This is a genomic window from Maricaulis sp. (assembly GCF_039978735.1).
GTDB lineage: Bacteria > Pseudomonadota > Alphaproteobacteria > Caulobacterales > Maricaulaceae > Maricaulis.
The window spans coordinates 15,991-35,671 of sequence record NZ_JBDWAS010000057.1 but is presented as its reverse complement, the minus strand read 5'-3'; the positions used below and the strand labels follow the sequence as shown (position 1 = coordinate 35,671).

Annotated in this window: 21 protein-coding genes and 1 other RNA gene; 18 read left to right on the top strand and 4 right to left on the bottom strand. The window is 65.7% G+C overall.

What is annotated here, in order from left to right; all coding sequences use genetic code 11:
- The first annotated feature begins 4 nt into the window (after nt 1-4).
- The 6 genes from ABJO18_RS16985 (at nt 5) to ABJO18_RS16960 (ending at nt 5,070) form a co-directional block, all read left to right on the top strand.
- The gene (locus tag ABJO18_RS16985; RefSeq protein WP_348509339.1) at nt 5-1,531 is read left to right on the top strand and encodes a CpaF family protein; all 1,527 of its coding nucleotides are present in this window, start codon (nt 5-7) and stop codon (nt 1,529-1,531) included.
- Nucleotides 1,532-1,534: 3 nt separating this feature from the next.
- Nucleotides 1,535-2,530, top strand: coding sequence for a type II secretion system F family protein (locus ABJO18_RS16980; protein WP_348516026.1), 996 nt, complete (start codon nt 1,535-1,537; stop codon nt 2,528-2,530).
- A gap of 7 nt (nt 2,531-2,537) precedes the next feature.
- Nucleotides 2,538-3,527: a type II secretion system F family protein gene (locus tag ABJO18_RS16975; protein WP_348509337.1), complete on the top strand. Its 990-nt coding sequence runs from the start codon at nt 2,538-2,540 to the stop codon at nt 3,525-3,527.
- A gap of 61 nt (nt 3,528-3,588) precedes the next feature.
- On the top strand, nt 3,589-4,083 hold the full coding sequence (locus tag ABJO18_RS16970) for a hypothetical protein (RefSeq protein WP_348509336.1): 495 nt from the start codon (nt 3,589-3,591) through the stop codon (nt 4,081-4,083).
- Nucleotides 4,084-4,122: 39 nt separating this feature from the next.
- Complete coding sequence (locus ABJO18_RS16965; protein ID WP_348509335.1) at nt 4,123-4,560, top strand: hypothetical protein; 438 nt, start codon at nt 4,123-4,125, stop codon at nt 4,558-4,560.
- Between the two features lie 39 nt (nt 4,561-4,599).
- Nucleotides 4,600-5,070 (top strand): OsmC family protein, encoded by a 471-nt coding sequence (locus tag ABJO18_RS16960; protein WP_348509334.1) that lies wholly within the window; start codon nt 4,600-4,602, stop codon nt 5,068-5,070.
- Between the two features lie 3 nt (nt 5,071-5,073).
- On the opposite strand, the gene ABJO18_RS16955 is transcribed toward ABJO18_RS16960, so the two are convergent.
- Nucleotides 5,074-5,871 (bottom strand): tetratricopeptide repeat protein, encoded by a 798-nt coding sequence (locus tag ABJO18_RS16955; RefSeq protein WP_348509333.1) that lies wholly within the window; start codon nt 5,869-5,871, stop codon nt 5,074-5,076.
- 105 nt (nt 5,872-5,976) lie between these two features.
- Between ABJO18_RS16955 and ABJO18_RS16950 the strand changes: the two genes are divergently transcribed.
- The 3 genes from ABJO18_RS16950 (at nt 5,977) to ABJO18_RS16940 (ending at nt 8,575) form a co-directional block, all read left to right on the top strand.
- Entirely contained in the window at nt 5,977-7,335 is a 1,359-nt protein-coding gene (locus ABJO18_RS16950) for a leucyl aminopeptidase family protein (protein ID WP_348509332.1), read from the top strand.
- A gap of 62 nt (nt 7,336-7,397) precedes the next feature.
- Nucleotides 7,398-7,784: a MarR family transcriptional regulator gene (locus tag ABJO18_RS16945; protein ID WP_348516025.1), complete on the top strand. Its 387-nt coding sequence runs from the start codon at nt 7,398-7,400 to the stop codon at nt 7,782-7,784.
- On the top strand, nt 7,724-8,575 hold the full coding sequence (locus tag ABJO18_RS16940; protein WP_348509330.1) for a C40 family peptidase: 852 nt from the start codon (nt 7,724-7,726) through the stop codon (nt 8,573-8,575). Before ABJO18_RS16945 ends, ABJO18_RS16940 begins: the two co-directional genes overlap by 61 nt.
- Nucleotides 8,576-8,654: 79 nt before the next feature.
- Here the strand turns inward: ABJO18_RS16940 and ABJO18_RS16935 are convergent, their stop codons facing one another.
- On the bottom strand, nt 8,655-9,401 hold the full coding sequence (locus ABJO18_RS16935; protein ID WP_348509329.1) for a cytochrome c family protein: 747 nt from the start codon (nt 9,399-9,401) through the stop codon (nt 8,655-8,657).
- Nucleotides 9,402-9,754: 353 nt separating this feature from the next.
- Here ABJO18_RS16935 and ABJO18_RS16930 point away from each other — a divergent pair, with 353 nt between their 5' ends.
- The 3 genes from ABJO18_RS16930 (at nt 9,755) to ABJO18_RS16920 (ending at nt 11,869) form a co-directional block, all read left to right on the top strand.
- A complete protein-coding gene (locus ABJO18_RS16930) occupies nt 9,755-10,279 on the top strand; it encodes a porin family protein (protein WP_348509328.1) in 525 nt (174 codons plus the stop codon).
- A gap of 164 nt (nt 10,280-10,443) precedes the next feature.
- Complete coding sequence (locus ABJO18_RS16925) at nt 10,444-10,992, top strand: porin family protein (protein WP_348509327.1); 549 nt, start codon at nt 10,444-10,446, stop codon at nt 10,990-10,992.
- Between the two features lie 304 nt (nt 10,993-11,296).
- Nucleotides 11,297-11,869 (top strand): carboxymuconolactone decarboxylase family protein, encoded by a 573-nt coding sequence (locus ABJO18_RS16920; RefSeq protein WP_348509326.1) that lies wholly within the window; start codon nt 11,297-11,299, stop codon nt 11,867-11,869.
- Nucleotides 11,870-11,952: 83 nt separating this feature from the next.
- Here the strand turns inward: ABJO18_RS16920 and nudC are convergent, their stop codons facing one another.
- Both nudC and ABJO18_RS16910 read right to left on the bottom strand, forming a co-directional pair.
- Nucleotides 11,953-12,873: an NAD(+) diphosphatase gene (nudC, locus tag ABJO18_RS16915; RefSeq protein WP_348516024.1), complete on the bottom strand. Its 921-nt coding sequence runs from the start codon at nt 12,871-12,873 to the stop codon at nt 11,953-11,955.
- Nucleotides 12,874-12,955: 82 nt separating this feature from the next.
- Entirely contained in the window at nt 12,956-14,320 is a 1,365-nt protein-coding gene (locus ABJO18_RS16910; protein WP_348509324.1) for an MBL fold metallo-hydrolase, read from the bottom strand.
- A gap of 136 nt (nt 14,321-14,456) precedes the next feature.
- On the opposite strand from ABJO18_RS16910, the gene ABJO18_RS16905 reads away from it, so the two are divergent.
- The 6 genes from ABJO18_RS16905 (at nt 14,457) to recR (ending at nt 19,666) form a co-directional block, all read left to right on the top strand.
- Nucleotides 14,457-14,678 carry a hypothetical protein gene (locus ABJO18_RS16905; RefSeq protein WP_271186366.1) on the top strand — a complete coding sequence of 74 codons (222 nt, stop codon included), beginning with the start codon at nt 14,457-14,459 and terminating at the stop codon, nt 14,676-14,678.
- 96 nt (nt 14,679-14,774) lie between these two features.
- Nucleotides 14,775-16,553 carry an AsmA family protein gene (locus ABJO18_RS16900; protein ID WP_348509323.1) on the top strand — a complete coding sequence of 593 codons (1,779 nt, stop codon included), beginning with the start codon at nt 14,775-14,777 and terminating at the stop codon, nt 16,551-16,553.
- A 66-nt stretch (nt 16,554-16,619) separates the two neighbouring features.
- An RNA gene (gene ffs, locus ABJO18_RS16895) (signal recognition particle sRNA small type) lies at nt 16,620-16,717 on the top strand.
- A 71-nt stretch (nt 16,718-16,788) separates the two neighbouring features.
- Nucleotides 16,789-18,588 (top strand): DNA polymerase III subunit gamma/tau, encoded by a 1,800-nt coding sequence (locus tag ABJO18_RS16890; RefSeq protein WP_348509322.1) that lies wholly within the window; start codon nt 16,789-16,791, stop codon nt 18,586-18,588.
- On the top strand, nt 18,585-18,908 hold the full coding sequence (locus ABJO18_RS16885) for a YbaB/EbfC family nucleoid-associated protein (RefSeq protein ID WP_291884709.1): 324 nt from the start codon (nt 18,585-18,587) through the stop codon (nt 18,906-18,908). The genes ABJO18_RS16890 and ABJO18_RS16885 overlap by 4 nt, the downstream gene beginning before the upstream one ends.
- A gap of 152 nt (nt 18,909-19,060) precedes the next feature.
- Nucleotides 19,061-19,666 carry a recombination mediator RecR gene (gene recR, locus ABJO18_RS16880; RefSeq protein WP_271186370.1) on the top strand — a complete coding sequence of 202 codons (606 nt, stop codon included), beginning with the start codon at nt 19,061-19,063 and terminating at the stop codon, nt 19,664-19,666.
- The last annotated feature ends 15 nt before the right edge of the window (nt 19,667-19,681 follow it).

Genomic DNA, 19,681 nt, shown 5'->3' with positions numbered 1-19,681 from the left:
AGCCATGTTCGGCAAGCGCGCCGGAGGTCCCACCACCCAACCGACGACACCGACCCCGCCGCCGGCGGAGGTCAAGGAGGCGCCTCGCAGCGATGCGGGCGCCGAACGTCGTCGTGCGCCTGCTCCCGCGCCCAAGCCCGCAGCCAAGGCTGCGCCGAAACCGTCTGTGCAGACCTTCCAGGCGCCCAAGCCTTCCAGGCCGGCGGCTGTGGCCGCTGCAGCCGCCCGGGCCCGTCCGCCTGCCGACAATGGCCGGTCGGAAGAGTATTACGCGATCAAGACGACGATCTTCAACGCGTTGATCGACACGATCGATCTGGGCCAGCTGGCCCGTCTCGACAATGAGACTGCCGCCGAAGAAATCCGCGACATCGTCACCGAGATCATCTCGATCAAGAATGTCGCCATGTCGATCGCGGAGCAGGAACAGCTGCTCCAGGACATCTGCAATGATGTGCTCGGCTTCGGTCCGCTGGAGCCGCTGCTGGCGCGCGACGACATCGCCGACATCATGGTCAACGGGGCCGACGACGTCTTCATCGAAGTGAACGGCAAGGTCGAGCGGACCAATATCCGCTTCCGTGACAACGCCCAGCTGATGAATATCTGTCAGCGGATCGTCAGCCAGGTCGGCCGCCGGGTCGACGAAAGCTCGCCGATCTGTGACGCGCGCCTGATGGACGGCTCGCGCGTCAACGTCATCGCGCCGCCGCTGGCGTTGGACGGTCCGACGCTGACCATTCGTAAGTTCAAGAAAGACAAGCTGACGATGAAGAACCTGGTGGAGTTCGCCTCCATCACGCCGGAAGGCGCCAAGGTTCTCGAAATCATCGGCGCCAGCCGCTGCAACGTGCTGATCTCCGGCGGTACCGGTTCGGGCAAGACGACACTCCTGAACTGCATGACCGGCTTCATCGAAGAAGACGAGCGCGTGGTGACCTGTGAGGACGCCGCGGAACTGCAGCTGCAGCAGCCGCACGTCGTGCGCCTGGAAACGCGCCCGCCGAACCTGGAAGGCCAGGGGCAGGTGACGATGCGCGATCTGGTGAAAAACTGTCTGCGTATGCGTCCGGAACGGATCATCGTCGGCGAGGTGCGCGGCCCGGAAGCCTTTGACCTCCTGCAGGCCATGAATACCGGTCACGACGGCTCGATGGGCACGCTGCACGCCAACTCGCCGCGCGAGGCCCTGTCACGGATCGAATCCATGATCACCATGGGCGGTTACAGCCTGCCGACGCGGACGATCCGCGAAATGATCGTTGGCTCGATCGATGTCGTTGTGCAGGCGGCCCGTCTTCGCGACGGTTCGCGGAAGATCACCCACATCACCGAAGTGGTCGGCATGGAAGGCGATGTCATCGTCACCCAGGACCTCTTCCTGTACGAGATCCAGGGTGAGGACGAGCACGGCCGGATCATCGGCCAGCACGCCTCGACCGGTATCGCCCGTCCGAAATTCTGGGACCGCGCCCGCTATTTCGGTCTGGAGCGCGAACTCGCCAACGCACTCGACGCAGCGGAGGCCTGACGCATGAATCCGGACATGGCCTTTTTGCTTGCAGCTGTTGCGGCCTTTGTCGCCGTCGGCGGTGTCGGCTGGGTAGCCGTCGGTTCGATGGGCGACGCCCAGTCGAAAAAGCGCATTACCCGGGCGGTGGGCGATGGCCAGCTCGTCCGGGGCAAGCGCCAGACCGCGGCGCTCGACCAGGCTGCCCAGCGCAAACGCCAGGTCCAGGAATCCCTCAAGGACATGGAGCAGCGCCAGCGCGACCAGCGCAAGAAGTCGCTGACCATCAAGGCGCGTATCCGCCAGGCCGGTATGTCGTTCTCGCCGAGCGTCTTCTGGATGATCTCGGCCGGGGCAGCGCTCACGGGGGCGCTGGTTGCCTTCATCACGGGTCAGAACCTGCTGGTTCTCGCAGCGATCACGCTGATCAGCGGCTTCGGTCTGCCACGCTGGTGGCTGGGCTTCCTGTGCGGCCGGCGGCAGAAGAAATTCACCGCCGAGTTCGCCAACTCGCTTGATGTTATCACGCGTGGCGTGAAGTCCGGCCTGCCGCTGAACGAGTGTCTGAAAATCCTGGCGACCGAGTCTCCGGAACCTGTCCGCACGGAGTTCGAGAAACTGGTCGAGGGAACCGCTGTCGGCGTGACGCTGGCGGACGGGCTCGACCGGATGTGCGAACGCATGCCGCTGCCCGAAGTGAACTTCTTTCGCACGGTGTTGGTGATCCAGCAGAAGACCGGCGGCAATCTCGCCGAAACCCTGGGCAATCTCGCCACCGTGCTGCGGTCGCGCAAGATGATGCGCGAGAAGATCAGCGCGCTCTCGTCTGAAGCCAAGTCGTCGGCTTTCATTATCGGGTCGTTGCCGCCTGCCGTGCTGGGCATCGTCTATGCGACGACACCGTCCTATATGGGCCAGATGTTCCAGGATCCGACAGGGCAGCTGATGCTGCTGGGCGGCGCATTCTGGATGTTCCTCGGCATCATGGTCATGCGCGGCATGATCAATTTCAAGATCTGAGGGCGTCATGTTCGGGCTCGATTTCGCCGATATCCGTGACTTCCTGATCTCGCCGGAAAATCTGGTGATGATGATATCCGCCGCGCTGGTATTCGCGACGATCGTCACGCTGGCCGCGCCGGCCATGAACACGAACTCCCTCGACAAGCGGATCAAGGGCGTGCGCAACCGCCGTGAGGAATTGCGCCGCAAGAGCCGTGAGGCGATGGAGCAGTCCGGCCGCAACAGTTCGATCCGCGGCGCCGAGGCCAAGGGCCTGATGCGCAAGGTTGTGGATGCGCTGAACCTGCAGAAGGCCTTCGAGGACCCCGACCTGCAGGACAAGCTGCAGCAGGCCGGCCTGCGCGGCAACAAGCCCGCCGTCGCCTTCTATTTCTTCCGTCTGGCCTCGCCGATCATCCTGTTCGCGGGCACGGCGACCTACGTCTTCATGATCAATGATTTCGGTCTTCCGACGATCACCCGCTGGTGTCTGGCCTTCGGTCTGGGCCTGCTCGGCTATTATGCGCCGAACGTCTATCTGAAGAACGCCGCCCAGAAACGTCAGCAATCGATCATGGGGGCCTTCCCGGACGCACTCGACCTGCTCCTGATCTGCGTGGAATCGGGGATGTCGATCGAGGCGGCCTTTCACAAGGTGTCCACTGAGGTCGGGTCTCAATCCATCGAGCTCGCGGAAGAACTGTCCCTGACAACGGCCGAACTGTCCTATCTCCAGGACCGGCGATCCGCCTACGAAAACCTCGGCAAGCGCACCAACCACCCCGGTGTGCGCGCTGTATGTACCTCCCTGATTCAGGCGGAACGATATGGTACACCGCTCGGACAGGCCCTGCGGGTCATGGCGAAGGAAAATCGCGACATGCGTCTGGCGACGGCCGAAAAGAAAGCCGCCTCGCTGCCGGCCAAGCTGACCGTGCCGATGATTGTGTTCTTCCTGCCGGTTCTGTTCGTTGTCATTCTCGGACCGGCGATTATCCGCTTTAACAGCCTGTGAAAATTCGTTTTGGCGCGCTATTTGATAGACTCGCCGCACGCTGCACAGGTGGACACAGCCCATGTTTTCGGGCCGCAAGACGGAAGAAGCCATCCGCGAGGATATTCGCGCTGCCGACCGCGCCGTTGGCGAGGCCATGCAGGCCCTGTCGGCTGACGATGTCCAGTCCGCCCGCAAGGCGCTGTCCGCCGCGCCCAGGACCCACTATGCCGATATGGGCTGGAAGGTTGGTCTGGCGACTGCGATGATCGAGTTGAAGGCTGGCAAGCGCCGCGCGGGGCTGCAGCGTCTGGTCACGATATGCGGACGTCTCGACGACACCTCCCTGTCGCGCGACGACAAGAACTATCTCAAGCTCTATGCACTCTATCGCGGAACCGAAGCCTCGAAGACCGGCCGGGCGCCGACGGAGCTGCGGGACATGGTCGAAGACTTCCGCTTCGATCACACCCTGGTCTCGCCCATCCTGCGCAAGGACTTTCCTCTCAAACATGTCGAGGACAATGAGGACGGGCCACCGCCTCCGCCCCCTCCGCCGCCTCTGAGCGTTGGCTGACACGTGAAGGCGCAAAAGGAAGGCGTTCAGGCGAAGTCGATGCCCATCCTGCACTTTCTCAGGTCGAAGCGGGCCGATTGGGTCGTCTTCGCGATTGCGCTTGTGCTGGTGGGCCGTCAGGCGTTGTCCTACGCGTTCTGGGGCATTGTCGACATTGCGGTTCGCCTGAATATCTGGCCGCCGGACCTCATCGCTTTTGACGCCTACGGGTATTACAGCCAGACCACCATATTGCATGAGGCCGTGTTCGTTGCGGCCTGCGCCAGCTTCATTGCGGCCTTCATCGCGCTGGTCCTGCGGGCTCGCCTGGCCCTGCCGCTTCTCGTCTTCTGCCTGGTGCCGGGTATCGCAGACTGGGTGATGATGACGTCGATCCCCCAAATGGCGAATGATCTCAGCGGCTACATCCATCTCATCGGCCATCTTGTGGCGGTATGCGCGCTCGCCTATCTGCACCGGCGTGGCTTTCTGCGCTAGCGGACAGCCGGATCCGGGACAAACGAGGGAGCCGATCGCATGAGCCGGGAACACGTCTACACTACCCGCATCGTCTGGACCGGTGACCGGGGCGAGGGAACGCGGACCTACAAGGGGTATGACCGGACCTGGAATGTGGAGACACCCGGCAAGCCGGTCATCCATTGTTCCAACGATCCGCTGCTGGGTGGCGACCCCGGTTTGCCCAACCCGGAAGACATGCTCCTCAGTGCGCTGTCGGCGTGCCACATGCTCTGGTATCTGCACCTCGCCAGTTCGGCGGGGATCGTGGTGACAGGGTATGAGGACAATCCGGACGGGGTGGGCGAGACGCTGCCCGACGGGTCGGGCCGTTTCCTGAGAGCAACGCTGCGGCCGCGAATTTCGGTGGAGCCTGGAACCGACACGGCAAGAGCCGACGCGCTGCACAAGGAGGTGCACCGCTTCTGCTTCATAGCCCGGTCGGTGAACTTCCCGATCGAGTACGATGCGGAATATGTCGAGGGTTGAGGCCTAGTCTGCGCGCACGGCGTCATAGCGCCGGCGGGATGTCAGCATCGAGCGGATATAAGCCATGTTGGCCTCGGCCATTTGCGGCGAGACATCCACGCGTGCCATCGTTTCGGCTTCCTCGAAACGGCCTTGCAGGGCCATGGCGAGGGCGAGGTTCTGGCGTACCGTCGGATCGGCGCCCGGACGGATCATCGCCTCACGCAGCATGCGCTCCGCGGTCTCGGTTTCCCCGGCCGCCATGTAGGACAGCGCGATATTCGACAGGATGGACGGGTTGCCCGGCTGCAGCTCGAGCGCGGCCTGGAAACTGGCCCGGGCTGGGCCTGTCTGGCCGGCCTGTTCCTGCGCTACGCCGAGGGCGTTGAGATACTGCCAGTTGCCGGGATCGATCTGCGTCGCCCGGCGCAGCGCTTCCATTCCGCCCGCACCGCGCCCGGCGGCGGCCATGGCGCTGCCATAGGCGAACAAGAGCGGTGCGTTGTCGGGGTAGAGCGCAAGCGATTGTTGCGCCACTTCTGCTGCGCGGCGGTGATTTCCCAGCTGGCGCAGCGTGCTCGAAAGTTCGGTTGCGGCTTCCAGATCAGACGGGTTCAGTTCGTGGGCTTCGGCCCAGAATGCGGCCTGGGTCAGGAGGTCCTGGCTGCGGATGGCGTCGCGTTCGGTCTGCGAGGCCGGCACGATCGTGTTGGCGTTCATCGTGTCGATGACGGCCTGTTCCTGTTCGGTCGGTGCCGTGGTGGTGGCACAGGCCGAAACGGCCAGGAAGACGAGCGGGGCAAGGGCGTAAATCGGTCGCATGAGACGAATCGGTCAACTGTGGGCGTCTCTTGAATCTGCGCCTGCCCGGTCAAGAATGGGTTAATCGCAGTTCGGCCGCATCGCGGCACACGGGAAAGGTTGATCATGACTTCGATATTCGCGTCCGGCGGGACGGCGCTCACCCTGCGGCTCGTAACGGCGGAGGCCAGTGCAGACATGGTCGGAGCCCTGCCGGAGGCGCTGCGTCCCCTGGCGGCCGGTTTCGAAGGCAAGCCGGGCCAGGTTGTGCGCTTTCCCGCTGGCAGTGACAGCGACGCCTGGCTGGGTATCGGTCCCGGCAAGGATGTCTTCGCGATCGGCGCCGCCGCGAAAGCGCTCGCCGGCGGCGACTGGCAGATCGAGGCTCTGCCCGAGGGCTGGGACCCGACCCTGACTGCGACCGCCTGGGCGCTGGGCGGCTACAGTTTCACGCTCTACAAGCCCGCAGATCGCGAACCCGCGCGGCTGGCCCTGCCCGAGGGCGCCGACGCTGCGGAAGCCGAGGCCGTGGTGCGTGCGGTCACGCTGACACGCGATCTGGTCAACACACCGGCCGACCGGATGGGGCCGGAAGGTCTGGAGAACGCCTTCCGCTCGCTGGCCGAACGCTTCGAAGCGACGGTGCGGGTTGTGCGCGGCGACGACCTTCTCGCCCAGAACTATCCGATGATCCATGCGGTCGGACGGGCGGCCGGCGAGGCGCCGCGTCTGCTTGAGCTGGAATGGGGCGAGGAGAGCCATCCGCGCGTTGCGATCGTCGGCAAGGGCGTTTGCTTTGACAGCGGCGGCCTGGACCTCAAGGCGGCCCAGTTCATGCGCCTGATGAAGAAGGATATGGGCGGCGCGGCCAATGCGATGGGGCTGGCCAGCATGATCATGGCGGCCGGCCTGCCGGTCCGGCTGCACCTTCTGGTGCCGGCCGTCGAGAATGCCGTCGGTGCCGGTGCCTTCCGTCCGGGCGACATTCTCACATCGCGCAAGGGCATCACCGTCGAGGTGGACAATACCGACGCGGAAGGCCGGCTTGTGCTTGCAGACGCGCTGGCGCGGGCGACCGAAGAGAAGGTCGATCTGCTGCTCGACTTCGCGACGCTGACCGGCGCGGCGCGCGTTGCGCTGGGGCCTGAAGTGGCGCCCTTCTATACCGATCAGGACGATCTGGCCGCCGATCTCGCCGGGGCCGCGGTGAAAGTGTTCGACCCGGTCTGGCGCATGCCGCTGTGGGATGGCTATGAAGGCGATATCGACAGCGAGATCTCGGATATCGTGAACTCGACCGCCATGCCGATGGCGGGATCGATCACGGCGGGCCTCTTCCTGCGCCGGTTCGTCGGCGATGCGGCCTGGATGCATTTCGACATCTTTGCCTGGAATCCCAAGGACCGTCCGGGGCGTCCCAAGGGCGGCGACATGCATGCCGCACGCGCCGTTTACCAAATGCTCAAGGAACGCTTTCAGGATTAGCCGCGACCCCTTCGGGGCGATTCGCAGGCTGAACGGGAGCGTGCCGGATGGCATCCCAGGCGATGACATCGCTTGAAATGATGCGCCGCGTATCGGCGGACGCGCTGCAGGGCGAAACGGCGGACCTCACGGCCCGCCAGTTCGCGCTGCTGCTGTCGATCTTCATGCAGCCGGGCCCCCACGCCGTGCGGGACCTGTCGCGCGCGCTCGGCCTGCCCAAACCGGCCGTGACACGCGCCCTGGACGTGCTCGAGCGGCAGGGGTTCGTGCGCCGCAAGCGAGACCGTGACGACAAGCGGGACGTCTCGGTGCACCGCACTGTCAAAGGCGCTGTCTTCCTGTACGATTACGGCGAACGTGTTGCCGTCCGTGCCGAGGAAACCCGCACATGTCCCACCTGGATCCCCGCCTCACGCCCGCCAGGCCCGATCTCGCGGCCGCCCATCTGAAAGGGCAGGTCGAAGCGGCGCGCTTCGTGGAGCCGGCCGACTATCAATCTGTGATCGCTGCTGCGCCGATCCGCCGGGCGCCCGCGCCCGACGGTGCCATGGACGATCAGGTGCTGGCCGGCGAGGTCTTCGCGGTTCTGGAAGCGCGCGATGGCTGGGGCTGGGGCTTCTCCCGCGCCGGCGGCTATGTCGGATGGGTCGACCTCGCCGGCTTCTCCACGACGATCCGTCAGCCTGATCGGCGCATCACCGCATTGCGCACCTATGCCTTTTCAAAGCCGGACATCAAATCGGCCCCGCGCCATCTGCTCAGCCTGAACGCGCTGGTTTCGACAGGCGCGCGTGAGGGCCGCTTCATCGAGGCTGAGGGCCTGGGCTGGGTGGTCGAGGCCCATACCGGCGCTCCTGATGATCATGCCGGCGACTTCGTCGCTGTGGCCGAAAGCTTTCTCGCGACGCCCTATCTCTGGGGCGGCAAGGAGAGTCTTGGGCTGGACTGCTCCGGTCTCGTGCAGATGGCGCTCCGCGCAGCGGGCATCGATGTGCCGCGGGATGCGGATCAGCAGGAGGCCGCGCTGAAGGCCGCCTGGCAGGACGTCACCGGTGACGAGGCACGCGAGCGTGGCGATATCGTTTTCTGGCCTGGCCATGTCGGGATCATGGTCGACTCGGAACACCTGCTGCACGCCAATGCCGGTTTCATGGATGTCACGCTGGAGCTCTTTTCCGAAGCCGAAACGCGAATCCGGGAAAAGGAAAATCCTGTGCGCACGATCGTCCGTCCCGTCTGACACCTGGCGGGGCTGACAGCCGGCACAAAAAAGCCCGGGTCAGGTGACCCGGGCTTTTCTGTTCGTATCGGAGGTGGGCCTAGTGGCCGCCTTCCTGAGGTTCTTCACCGGCAGCAGCCGCGTCGTCTTCGGCCGGTGCGGGTTCTTCACCTTCAGGTGCCATCTCCGCAGCCCGTTCGCCGGCCTCTTCAGCCATGTCGCCCATGGCTTCGCCAGCCTGCTCGGCCATATCGGAGACTTCTTCCGTCATTTCGCTCTCTTCCGGCAGCGGGTCCGGGAAGGGCAGCGGGTTGTCCGACAGGCTGTGCAGATAGGCGATCAGGTCGAAACGCTGGGCTTCGTCGCTGAGGCCGCGGAAGGACATCGCCGTACCGGGCGCGTAGGAGGCCGGGCTCTCGATGAAGTGGTTCAGGGCCTCATAGGTCCATTCCCCTTCCAGCGCCTGCAGGGCTGCGGAGTAGGAGAAACCGGCATGGGATGCGATGTCCGCACCCACAACACCCCAGAGATTGGGGCCGACGCCATTGGCACCGCCTTGCTCGAAATTGTGGCAGGCGGCACAGCGGCGCGCGACACGCTCACCGTTGGATATGTCTGCATTGGCCAGCAGGAGGCCGTAGTCGGTCGGACCTTCCTCGACCGGTTCGGCCTCGCCGCCGCCCGATTCGATTGCAGCCCAGTCAACCGGATACGAGGTGTTCTCGTCGGTCAGCTCGTGCGCGCCGTGCGAGGGAACCAGCAGGTGCCCAAGCTCGGTAATGGCCATCACAGCCAGCACTGCGCCGATCAGGACACCGGCCACCTTGTTCCAGAAGAGATCGCCCATGGACGCCCCCAAAATTAGTCAGGTCGAAAATCGTGGCCGTGTTTGGCATGCGCTGCGCGGACAGGCAACAGTCCAGCGCGTTCTTGTGCATGCGTTAACACGACGCATGACCACAGGCTTGCAGGATTTTCATGCAACGGAAAGACCAAAAATCGCAGTTCGCGCGTTGTGTCGGGGCGAACCGGCTGCAGCCGGGATTGTCTGGCAGGCCGTCATGTCGGGGAGGGCATGGTGGCGGTCAGTCGGTCTGCAGACGGACGGCTTGAAACCCCCGAAGCCCGTTCCCAGCTGTGGGACGGGCTGGGAACCCGCAACTGGCGCAACGACGCCATGTATAGAGTAAGGTTGATAAAATGCTGCGTACCCTTTCCCTCGCCTCCCTTTCCATCCTTGCGCTCACTGCCGGTGCAACGGCTCAGCAGGGCGAGTTCCGCCTCGGCGGCGGCTATGAGCGCTTCGACTTCGACGATGTCGATGTGGACACAGCCGTTGTTCGCGGTGGCTACGACTTCAATCGCTTCTTCGGCGTTGAGGGCCAGGCCAATATCGGCATCAATGACGAGTCCGTGACGGTGGCCGGCGTGACCGGCGATGTCGGTCTCGATTATTCGCTCGGCGCGTTCGGTGTCGTGCGCCCCTGGTCGAACGAGCAGGCCAATGTCTTCCTGCGCGGCGGCTACACCACGACCGAATTCGATGCCGATATTGCCGGTCTGAACTATGACGGCAGCGACGAGGCCTGGGCTTTCGGCGTCGGCGGCGAGTGGTTCTTCGCCGGCGATAACGGCGTCCGCCTCGACTATACCCGTTATGATTATGACGATGGCGGTGAAGCCGACACCTACGGCATTTCCTACGTCCGTCGCTTCGGCGGCTAGGCAAAGCCGTAAACTGTCTTGAAAAGCGAAAGGCCGTGCCCGCCGGGTGCGGCCTTTTCCTTCATTGCGGACACGTAATCGAGATGAACGCCGCGTTCAGCCCGGGCTCACGCTTCCGGCGGCAATTTCCCCGTGCGAGGGCATCAAATGCGAGGAAATACAAAATGTTCAGAGTGCTGAGTGCGTGCGTGCTGGCATGGGCGGGTCTGGCTGCGGCCGGTCACGCGCAGACGGCTGACAATGGCTTCAACCTGTCGGCCGGCTATAGCCGTATCGATCTCGAGAATTTCGATCTCGGCGCAGCAACGATTCGCGGCGGCTATGATTTCAACCGCTATCTCGGCGTCGAGGCCCAGCTCGATATCGGCATTGACGGCGATGATGCCAATGCCTGCCCGGTGGATGCCGTGTGCATCGCCGCGATCTCGACGCTGGACCTGGAATACTCCGTCGGTGCGTTTGCAGTCGGACGTTTTCCCGTCACCGACAGTTTCAGCGTCTTCGGCCGCCTGGGTTATGTGACGACCGAGTTCGACGCCAATTTCGCCTATGGCGGTTCCACGGATGACCAGGCCATCGCCTGGGGTGTCGGTGCCCAGTATGATCTGTGGGAGAACGGTGCGATCCGGTTCGACTATACCCGGACCGATTATGACGATTTCGGCGAGGCCGACAGTTTCGGCCTGTCCTATGTCCATCGTTTCGGCGGCTGACAGCCGGCTCCGGAACGCTGCGAAAATGAACGGGAGCTGCGATGCGGCTCCCGTTTTCTTTTGGCCGGTGTTCGAGGAGGACTCGGCGCCTCGGTTCGGGTGTGTTATGGTTGCTTTACGGCACCATAAAGGATGCATAACTGCCCCATAGGTGCCCCATGCGTGTGACGCCGCGCCGCCTGCGAGAGCCATGAGCCCGCCGGACGGGCGTCGCTCCGGGCCGAACGGGCCCGGATCTGTTCTGACAGTTCCGACCCACACCGCCCGGCGGCGGTCTGCCGGGCGTCGCACGAAAGGCGATGCAATGACCCAGTTCACGATCTTCGACGAAACGTCCGCACCCGCCGACTCAAAGCCGATCCTGCGTTCGGTGAAAGCCCGGCTCGGCTTCATCCCCAACATCATGGGCGAGCTCGCCGCCTCGCCCTCGGCGCTCGACGCCTATGCGACCCTGTCCGCCGTTTTCGGGCGCAGCGGCCTGACCCAGATCGAGCGCAATGTTGTGCTCCTGACCACCGATTTCGAGAATAATTGCGGGTATTGCATGGCGGCGGATTCCACGATCGCCCTGAATACCGGCCTCGAGCGCGAAATCGTTGTGGCAATCCGCGAAGGCCGGATCATCCAGAGCGATGCGCGGCTTGAGGCTTTGCACCAGTTCACCCGTGCCATGGTGCGCGAGCGGGGCCTGGTGGAGCGCCACGATATCGACGCCTTCCTGCGCGCCGGCTTCACCAAGGCCAATGTGCTCGACGTGGTGACCGGCGTGACGCTGAAAACCATGTCCAACTACACCAATCACATCGCCGAGACCGAGCTGGACGACAGTTTCGCGCCGATGGCCTGGTCCAAACCTCTCCTCCAGCACGCCGACTGATCAGACGGAAGCCCGATTGGCGGACACCTGCGGGGCCGGATTGCCGGCCCCGCTTTTTTGCCGCCCCGTCTTTTTGCCGGAAATCAGATTTTCCGCTCGACCCAGAGCTCGGCGAGGCGCCGGGCGATCGCGATCGGGGGCGGCATCGCGGCCTCGGGATGCGTCCCGGCCAGCATGTCGCGGACATCGTCCCGCGAGAACCAGCGCGCGTCTTCCAACTCGTGGGCATCGATGGTCAGCGTGGCGTCGAGCACCGGTGCGACCAGGCCCACCATCAGCGAGGAGGGGAAGGGCCAGGGCTGGGCCATGACATAGCGGGTGGCAGCGATGTCGGCGGTCACACCGGACTCTTCCTTCAGTTCGCGCGCGCAGGCCTCTTCCGGTGTCTCGGCCGGTTCGACGAAGCCGGCGAGGGCCGACCACATCCCTTCCGGCCAGCTGGCCTGCCGGCCCAGAAGACAGCGCTCGCCGTCGGTGGCGAGCATGATCACCACGGGATCGACGCGCGGGAAATGCTCGGCGCCGCAGCCGTCGCAGCTGCGGCGATTGCCGCCCGAGCGCATGCGGGTCGGCTGGCCGCAATTGGCGCAGAAACCGTGCCGGTCGTGCCAGGCCAGGATGGACTTGGCATAGCCGTAGATCGCCGCCTCGTCGGCCGGAAGACCCATGGCGGCGCGCCGGGCGTCCAGGCGCATCGTGCCCTCCGGCTCCGGCGTGTCGGTATCCAGCTGGGCGGCAAAACAGGGCGAGCCGCGATAATGGCCCAGGAAGACGCGCGGTCCCGTTGTCGCCAGGGCGGCCAGCTCGTCCGGCCGGAACCAGAAAATGGCACCCTCCGGCGACAGCAGCGGATCGCCCGCCTGCAGCACCATCCACCAGCCCTCATCGCCGTCCATCAGCGCGCTCAGCCTTGCCTCGTCGCGTCTGAGGACTTCACCGCGATCCAGCGGAGCGCCGGCGAAAACGAGCGGGGCGGCATCGGCGAGCAGGGTTCTGTCATTCATGGGGAGATGTCCGGTCAGCGGCCCTGCAGGCTTAGCCGTATGCGGCGCGGGCATCAATCGGGCAGTGCGGACGGCGCACCGGCTACAGGGCGACCCGTTCGCCGTGTTCGGGGATGTGGCAGTCCCAGCCCAGCTCGTGCTCGATCCGGTCGCGCAGCGCCCGCGAGGCCTGTGGCTCGCCATGCACGAGAAAGGTCCGGCGGGGCGGCTGTTCGAAGCGGCGAAGCCAGCCCATCAGCCCGTCGGCATCGGCGTGGGCCGACAGCATGGGCAGATCCGCCACCTCGGCTTCGATCGGAACCGTGCGGCCGTGCAGCCGGATTTCGTCGGCACCGGCGAGGATCGCCGCGCCGGGCGTGCCGGGCGCCTGGAAACCGGAGAACAGGATCGTGTTGCGCCGGTGCGGCGCATAGGCCTTGAGGTGGTGCTGCACCCGTCCGCCGGTCACCATCCCGCTGGCGGCGATGATGATCTTGGGCATGGGGTCCGCAGTCAGTTCCTTGGACCGCTCCGTGTCGCGGACATATTCGATCATCCGGCCCATGGCGCGGGCATCGGCAGCGCTCAGCTTGTGTTCGCCGACATGGCGGTTGAGCAGGATGCTGGCATCGATGGCCATCGGGCTGTCCAGATAGACCGGGATGGAGTCCAGCCGGCCGGCACATTTCAGCCGCCACAGATGCCAGGTCAGCAATTGGGCGCGTCCGACCGCGAAGGCGGGGATGATCACGGTGCCGCCACGCCGGACGGTGCGCTCGACGACATCGTGCAGCAGGTCGGCGACGTCGCGGCGTTCGTGCAGGCGGTCGCCATAGGTGGTTTCCAGCAGCAGGAAGTCGGCGCGGCCGACCGGGTCGGGATCCGGCAGCAGCGGATCGTCCTCGCGGCCCAGATCGCCGGAGAACACGATGCGCCGGCCCTGCCAGTCGAGCGTGACGGTTGCGGCGCCGAGAATGTGGCCGGCCCGGCGGAATACCAGCCGCGCTCCGGGAACCGGCTCGACCGTCTCGCCGAATTCGACACTGTCGAACTGTTCCATCGCGGCCTTGGCGTCTTCCTCGGTGTAGAGCGGCAGGGCCGGGTCGTGGCGCGAGAAGCGCTTGCGATTGGCGTATTCCGCATCGCGCTCCTGGAGATAGCCGCTGTCGGTCAGCAGGATTTCGCACAGATCCAGCGTCGGCGGGGTGCACAGGACGGGGCCGCGATACCCGTCCTTGATGAGGCGGGGGATATAGCCGGAATGATCGAGATGGGCGTGGGACAGGGCGAGGGCGTCGATCCGCGCGGGGTCGATGCCGAAACCGGACCAGTTGCGGGTGCGGATGTCGCGCCGGCCCTGGAACATGCCGCAATCGAGCAGGATGTCCCGTCCCGCCGAACTGAGAAGATGCCGCGACCCGGTCACCGTGCCGGCCGCGCCGAGAAAGGTCAGCTCGAGCTTTTCCATCCGCATCCTCCTTCCAGCACCTTTCCGGGGGAGACGCGCAAAGGCAAGCGTGGCGACGCGCCGCAGGGGGCGGCGCCGATTTGTCACTTGCATTTGCGAATGAGTCGCAATTATTGTCGCGGCAGGAGGTGTCGAAATGGATCCGAAATCGCAAAGATCGTCAGCCCTGTGCGCCCATCACGCCCAGATGGCTGTGCGCGACTGGCTGGAGACCCAGGCGCGGGTGACGGGATACTGGCGTGACGTCCTGCTGTCCTCGGGCGGCAGCGAGGAACTCATCGCCGTGCTCGATCATCATGCCGATGTGCTCGCGGCGGCGGCCCGGCTGGACAGTGCCGAACCCGTCTTCGCGCACTAGCCCGGGCTTGCCGGCACTGAGGGGAACCGCCGGGCCGCTGCAACGTTCCATTGAGAACGAGACAGAGGCGCGCTGCGCGACGCGGCGTTCGGTGGTGTGGGAACAGTCAGGCGGATACTTGTTTTTGCGGCAGTACTGACCGCCGCCTTCGCGGTGATGGTGACGGGTGGATTCTGGTTCCTCTCGTCGCCGGATCGCGCGACCGGCTTTGTCGAGGCGCGCCTGGCAGCAATGGCCGGACGGCCCGTGGCGCTGGAAGGGGCCTGGGTGAGCCCCGGGCTGAAGCCGGTGCTCCATCTGCGCCAGCTCGAGATCGAGCGCACCGGCTCGGCGCAGACGATCGATCTTCATCTCGACCCGGCCGGGATCCTCCCGGGACGCCAGCTCATCGCTTTCGCCGGGATCGACGAGGCCGCCTTCACCTACCGCATGCGGGGGCGTGACGGGTCCGGCGGCCTGCCGGGCTATCTCTCAACTGTGCGCGATGTCGACATCACGCAATTGCGGCTGAGCATACAGCGGCCGGGGCGGGAGCCGGCTCTGCTGATCATCACCGAAGCGCGGGGCAATCTCGCCAGCGGGGATTTCCGTCTCACCGCGGCAGGCGGTCGGTCGGTGCTGCATCTCAACGGGTCGGCCGAAGGCCTGTCGCTGGACGGGTTTTCCGGCGAGATGGAGATGCACGGGCGCAACTTCGCCGAGCTGGCGGCGGTTTTCGGCCTGTCGGCGCCGGATACGCCGCCCTTCTCGCTCTATGGAGACGTCGCCCACGAAGACGGTATCTGGACGTTCAGCCCCTTCAACGGGCTGGTCGGCGATTCCGATCTTGCCGGCACCATGTCCGCCGATTTCGGACGGCCGCGCCCGCGGCTGACGGCGGACCTCACCTCCGACAATCTCGACTTCGACGATCTGGGCGTGGTGATCGGCGCGCCGTCAGATATCGACCGGACAACCGCCAATGACGAACAGGAAGCGGCGAACCGGGCCTATGCGTCCAGCGGACGGCTGATCCCGAATGCGCGTCTGGATACCACACGCGTGCGCACCGCCGACGCCCGGGTGCGTTTTAGCGCCCGCAATGTGCAGGCCGGCGCCGTTCCGCTGAGCGCGATGGAGATCGTTTTCGAACTGGACAATGGCGTGATGACGTTCGAGCCGCTGGCCTTCGAGACGGCGGATCGGGGCCGCCTGACCGCCTATGCGACGATCGATGCCCGCACAGACACGGTGCGCACGGAGGCCGAAGGCGAGCTGGACGGGTTCGAGCTGGCCTCGATCGGCAATGGACGGCTGGCCCGGGGCCAGATGCATGTCGCCTTCGCGCTGGCCATGACCGGTGCGGACCTGCGAACCGCTTTTGCCTCGGCCGATGGCGAGATCACCGCGCAGGCGGCGCCGGGAGCCCGGATCCGTCATCTCGCGGTCGAGGGCGCCGGTCTCGATGTCGGCGAAATCCTGCTGCTGCGGTTGTCGGAAGACGAGGCCGATCCCGGCTTTATTCCCGTGAACTGCGCCGGCGGCGTGTTCCGCGCCCGCGATGGCCGGCTTCAGGCGGAAAACGTCCTCGTCGATACCGATGACAGTGTCGTCGCGCTCGACGGCCAGGTCTCGCTGGAGACCGAACGGCTGGCGCTTGCTGTCGCCGCAGAGGCGAAGGATGTCTCCTGGGGCAATCTGCTGGGCGGTGTCGCCGTGAACGGAACCCTGCGCAATCCCGACATCGATGTGGATGCGGCACCGTCTGTGCTGCAGGGCGTGCTGGCGGGGCTTCTGGGCAGTGCGGCGGGGCCGCTGGCGGTGCTTCCCTTCACCGAACTCGGCCTGGGCGAGGCGGTGTCCTGCGACAGCCTGCCGGGCCCGCCGGCCGGGTGAGGCCACGGCGAAAAAGGCTGCAGGCCGCGGCTTGCATGACGCTGTCCGGCGGGCGATATAGGGGGCGGAAGGCCGGCGGTGGACGGGCACCTCGCCAACCCGGTCAGGTCCGGAAGGAAGCAGCCGTAACGAGTTTCGTCCGGGTCGCTGTCCGGTCTTCCACGCGCAATCGCGCCGCCCGGATCGGGGGACGCCCCCGGTACAGGGTCTGTCAGCCGCAGCCAGAAGAGCCCTCATGGACGATACGCCGCTCCCAGCTGACGACACCGCAGCGGGCGAAGCGTTGATGCCGGGTCTCGACCTGCCGCAGACGGCGCCGGACCCGGGCTACCAGGTCCTGGCCCGCAAATACCGTCCGTCGAAATTCGAGGACCTGATCGGCCAGGACGCCATGGTGCGCACCCTGACGAATGCCTTCGCGGCAGGCCGTATTGCCCATGCCTACATGCTCACCGGCGTGCGCGGTATCGGCAAGACGACGACGGCGCGCCTGATTGCCCGTGCCCTCAATTATGAAACCGACACGGCCGACGGACCGGCGATGACGCTGTCCGAACCGGGCCGCCATTGCGAGGCCATCGCGCGCTCCGCGCATGTCGATGTGATGGAGATGGACGCCGCCTCGCGGACCGGCGTCAACGATATCCGCGAGATCCTCGACGGTGTGCGCTATGCGCCGGTGTCCGCGCGCTACAAGGTCTACATCATCGACGAGGTCCACATGCTGTCGACCTCGGCCTTCAATGCGCTCCTCAAGACGCTCGAGGAACCGCCCGAGCACGCCAAGTTCATCTTCGCGACGACCGAGATCCGCAAAGTGCCGGTGACGGTGCTGTCGCGCTGCCAGCGTTTCGATCTCAAGCGGATCGACCGCGAGGTTCTGACCGATCATCTGACACGCATTTGCGGCCTGGAAAACGCGTCTGTCGATCGCGAGGGCCTGTCCCTGATCGCGCGCGCCGCCGAGGGCTCGGTGCGGGACGCGCTGTCCCTGCTGGACCAGGCGATCGTGCAGGGCAGCGAGGAGACCGGCCCGGTCACCGCGCCTCAGGTGCGCGACATGCTGGGCCTGGCCGACCGCGCCCGCGTGCTCGACCTTCTCGAACAGGCCCTGTCGGGCAAGACGGCGGATGCGCTGGAAGAGATCGGCGCGCTCTACGATGCCGGCGGCGATCCGGTGGTGATCACGCGCGACCTGCTCGACTATGTCCATGCCCTCTCGCGGGTGAAGGCGGCCGGTCCCGGCGCCGATCTCGGCGAGGCGGCGGATACCGTCCAGCGCATTGCCGGCCTGGCCGAGAAACAGTCTCTCGCTCAGCTGACCCGGCTCTGGAAAATCCTGCTGACGGGGCTCGACGATGTGCGCAATGCACCAGATGCGCTGGCCGCGGCCGAGATGACGGTGCTGCGCCTGGCCGCTGCGGCCTCGCTGCCGCCGCCCGAAGAGGCCGCGCGCATCCTGGCCGGACATCCGCCCGCCGCTCCGCCTGACTCTTCGCCTGCCGCCTCGCCCGCCTCTCTGGCCGGGGAGGCGCCGGGAAAGCCTGAGCCGGCGTCACAAGCGCCGGCGCATGCTGACCGCCCTGCCGCGCCGGTTGCGCCTGCCGAAGCCGAAAGCGAACTGCCTGGTCCCCGGACGTTCGAGGCGCTGATCGCGCTGTTGCGCGAGAAGCGCGACATCGCCCTGCAGTCGGATGTCGAGCGCTATGTGCGGCCCGGCGCCTTCCGACCGGGCTCCTTCACCTTCCAGCCGGTCGAGGACTACCCGCCGGATCTGGCCCAGCGGCTGGCCAAGCGGCTGCAGGAATGGACCGGCGCGCGCTGGGCCATCCTGGCCGATCATGAAGTGCGGGGCGGCGAGACCTGGGCGGAACGCCGTCAGCGCGAGGCCGAGGAAAAGCTGGAGCGCGCGCGGCAGGATCCCGCTGTAGCCGAAGCCTTGCGTCTCTTCCCGGGCGCAGAGATTGTCGCCGTGCGCGAGGCGCCGGCCGCCGACGGCGATGCAGACGAGAAGACAACGGAGAGACGGGCATGAAAGACCTGATGGGCCTGATGAAACAGGCGCAGGCCATGCAGCAGAAAATGGCCGAAGCCCAGGCCAGGCTCGACGAGGCCGAGGTGACCGGTGAGGCCGGTGCCGGCCTGATCGCGATGACGATGACCGCCAAGGGCGATCTCAAGCGTGTCTCGATCGACAAGAGCCTGATCGATCCGGACGAGCCGGAAATCCTGGAAGACCTGATCCTGGCGGCCCATGCCGACGCCCGGCGCAAGGCCGAGGTGCGCCAGCAGGAAGTCCTCAAGGAAGCGGCCGGCGGGCTGGACCTGCCGCCCGGCATGAACCTTCCGTTCTAGATATGGGAGGCGGGACGTGTACCTCTGGTACGCGTCCCGGGAAGACCTCCACGACTGCCGCAATCCAGAAGAAACCGGCTTTTTCGGGGATAGGCTTTTTTCGGGGACACGTACCCAAGGTACATGTCCCTCAGACAGATCGAGAGCTTCTGATGCGTACCGCTTCTGCCGGCCCGGAAATCGAACGCCTGATCACGCTTCTGGCCAAGCTGCCGGGACTGGGACCGCGTTCGGCCCGGCGTGCCGCGCTGCACCTTCTGGGCAAGCGCGATGCCGTGATGCGCCCGCTGGCGGATGCGCTGGCCGATGCCGCCGACAAGATCCGCGCCTGTTCGACCTGCGGCAATCTCGATGTCACCGACCCGTGTGCCGTCTGCGCCGCGCCGAACCGCGCGGAGAAGGAAATCTGCGTCGTCGAGACGGTCGGCGATCTGTGGGCGCTGGAGCGGGCCGGGGCGTTCAAGGGGCGGTATCATGTTCTCGGCGGCGTCCTGTCGGCCCTCGACGGTGTGCGCCCGGACGATCTCAATATCGCCAAGCTGATCGAACGGGCGAGCGACGAGGCGGTGACCGAAATCGTCCTGGCGCTCAACGCCACGGTCGACGGCCAGACCACCGCGCACTACCTCGCCGACAAGCTGGAGCCGTGCGGCGTGTCGGTCACCTCGCTGGCGCGCGGTGTGCCGGTGGGCGGCGAGCTGGACTATCTCGACGACGGCACGCTGGCCGCGGCTTTCCGCAGCCGGTCGGCGGTCTGAGCGCGCGCTTTCCGG

What these genes read in the sequence shown, in the direction of transcription:
- ABJO18_RS16985 (WP_348509339.1), top strand. Translation starts at nt 5, where the DNA reads ATGTTCGGCAAGCGCGCCGGAGGTCCCACCACCCAACCGACGACACCG.
- ABJO18_RS16980 (WP_348516026.1), top strand. Translation starts at nt 1,535, where the DNA reads ATGAATCCGGACATGGCCTTTTTGCTTGCAGCTGTTGCGGCCTTTGTC.
- ABJO18_RS16975 (WP_348509337.1), top strand. Translation starts at nt 2,538, where the DNA reads ATGTTCGGGCTCGATTTCGCCGATATCCGTGACTTCCTGATCTCGCCG.
- ABJO18_RS16970 (WP_348509336.1), top strand. Translation starts at nt 3,589, where the DNA reads ATGTTTTCGGGCCGCAAGACGGAAGAAGCCATCCGCGAGGATATTCGC.
- ABJO18_RS16965 (WP_348509335.1), top strand. Translation starts at nt 4,123, where the DNA reads ATGCCCATCCTGCACTTTCTCAGGTCGAAGCGGGCCGATTGGGTCGTC.
- ABJO18_RS16960 (WP_348509334.1), top strand. Translation starts at nt 4,600, where the DNA reads ATGAGCCGGGAACACGTCTACACTACCCGCATCGTCTGGACCGGTGAC.
- ABJO18_RS16955 (WP_348509333.1), bottom strand. Translation starts at nt 5,871, where the DNA reads ATGCGACCGATTTACGCCCTTGCCCCGCTCGTCTTCCTGGCCGTTTCG.
- ABJO18_RS16950 (WP_348509332.1), top strand. Translation starts at nt 5,977, where the DNA reads ATGACTTCGATATTCGCGTCCGGCGGGACGGCGCTCACCCTGCGGCTC.
- ABJO18_RS16945 (WP_348516025.1), top strand. Translation starts at nt 7,398, where the DNA reads ATGACATCGCTTGAAATGATGCGCCGCGTATCGGCGGACGCGCTGCAG.
- ABJO18_RS16940 (WP_348509330.1), top strand. Translation starts at nt 7,724, where the DNA reads ATGTCCCACCTGGATCCCCGCCTCACGCCCGCCAGGCCCGATCTCGCG.
- ABJO18_RS16935 (WP_348509329.1), bottom strand. Translation starts at nt 9,401, where the DNA reads ATGGGCGATCTCTTCTGGAACAAGGTGGCCGGTGTCCTGATCGGCGCA.
- ABJO18_RS16930 (WP_348509328.1), top strand. Translation starts at nt 9,755, where the DNA reads ATGCTGCGTACCCTTTCCCTCGCCTCCCTTTCCATCCTTGCGCTCACT.
- ABJO18_RS16925 (WP_348509327.1), top strand. Translation starts at nt 10,444, where the DNA reads ATGTTCAGAGTGCTGAGTGCGTGCGTGCTGGCATGGGCGGGTCTGGCT.
- ABJO18_RS16920 (WP_348509326.1), top strand. Translation starts at nt 11,297, where the DNA reads ATGACCCAGTTCACGATCTTCGACGAAACGTCCGCACCCGCCGACTCA.
- nudC (WP_348516024.1), bottom strand. Translation starts at nt 12,873, where the DNA reads ATGAATGACAGAACCCTGCTCGCCGATGCCGCCCCGCTCGTTTTCGCC.
- ABJO18_RS16910 (WP_348509324.1), bottom strand. Translation starts at nt 14,320, where the DNA reads ATGGAAAAGCTCGAGCTGACCTTTCTCGGCGCGGCCGGCACGGTGACC.
- ABJO18_RS16905 (WP_271186366.1), top strand. Translation starts at nt 14,457, where the DNA reads ATGGATCCGAAATCGCAAAGATCGTCAGCCCTGTGCGCCCATCACGCC.
- ABJO18_RS16890 (WP_348509322.1), top strand. Translation starts at nt 16,789, where the DNA reads ATGGACGATACGCCGCTCCCAGCTGACGACACCGCAGCGGGCGAAGCG.
- ABJO18_RS16885 (WP_291884709.1), top strand. Translation starts at nt 18,585, where the DNA reads ATGAAAGACCTGATGGGCCTGATGAAACAGGCGCAGGCCATGCAGCAG.
- recR (WP_271186370.1), top strand. Translation starts at nt 19,061, where the DNA reads ATGCGTACCGCTTCTGCCGGCCCGGAAATCGAACGCCTGATCACGCTT.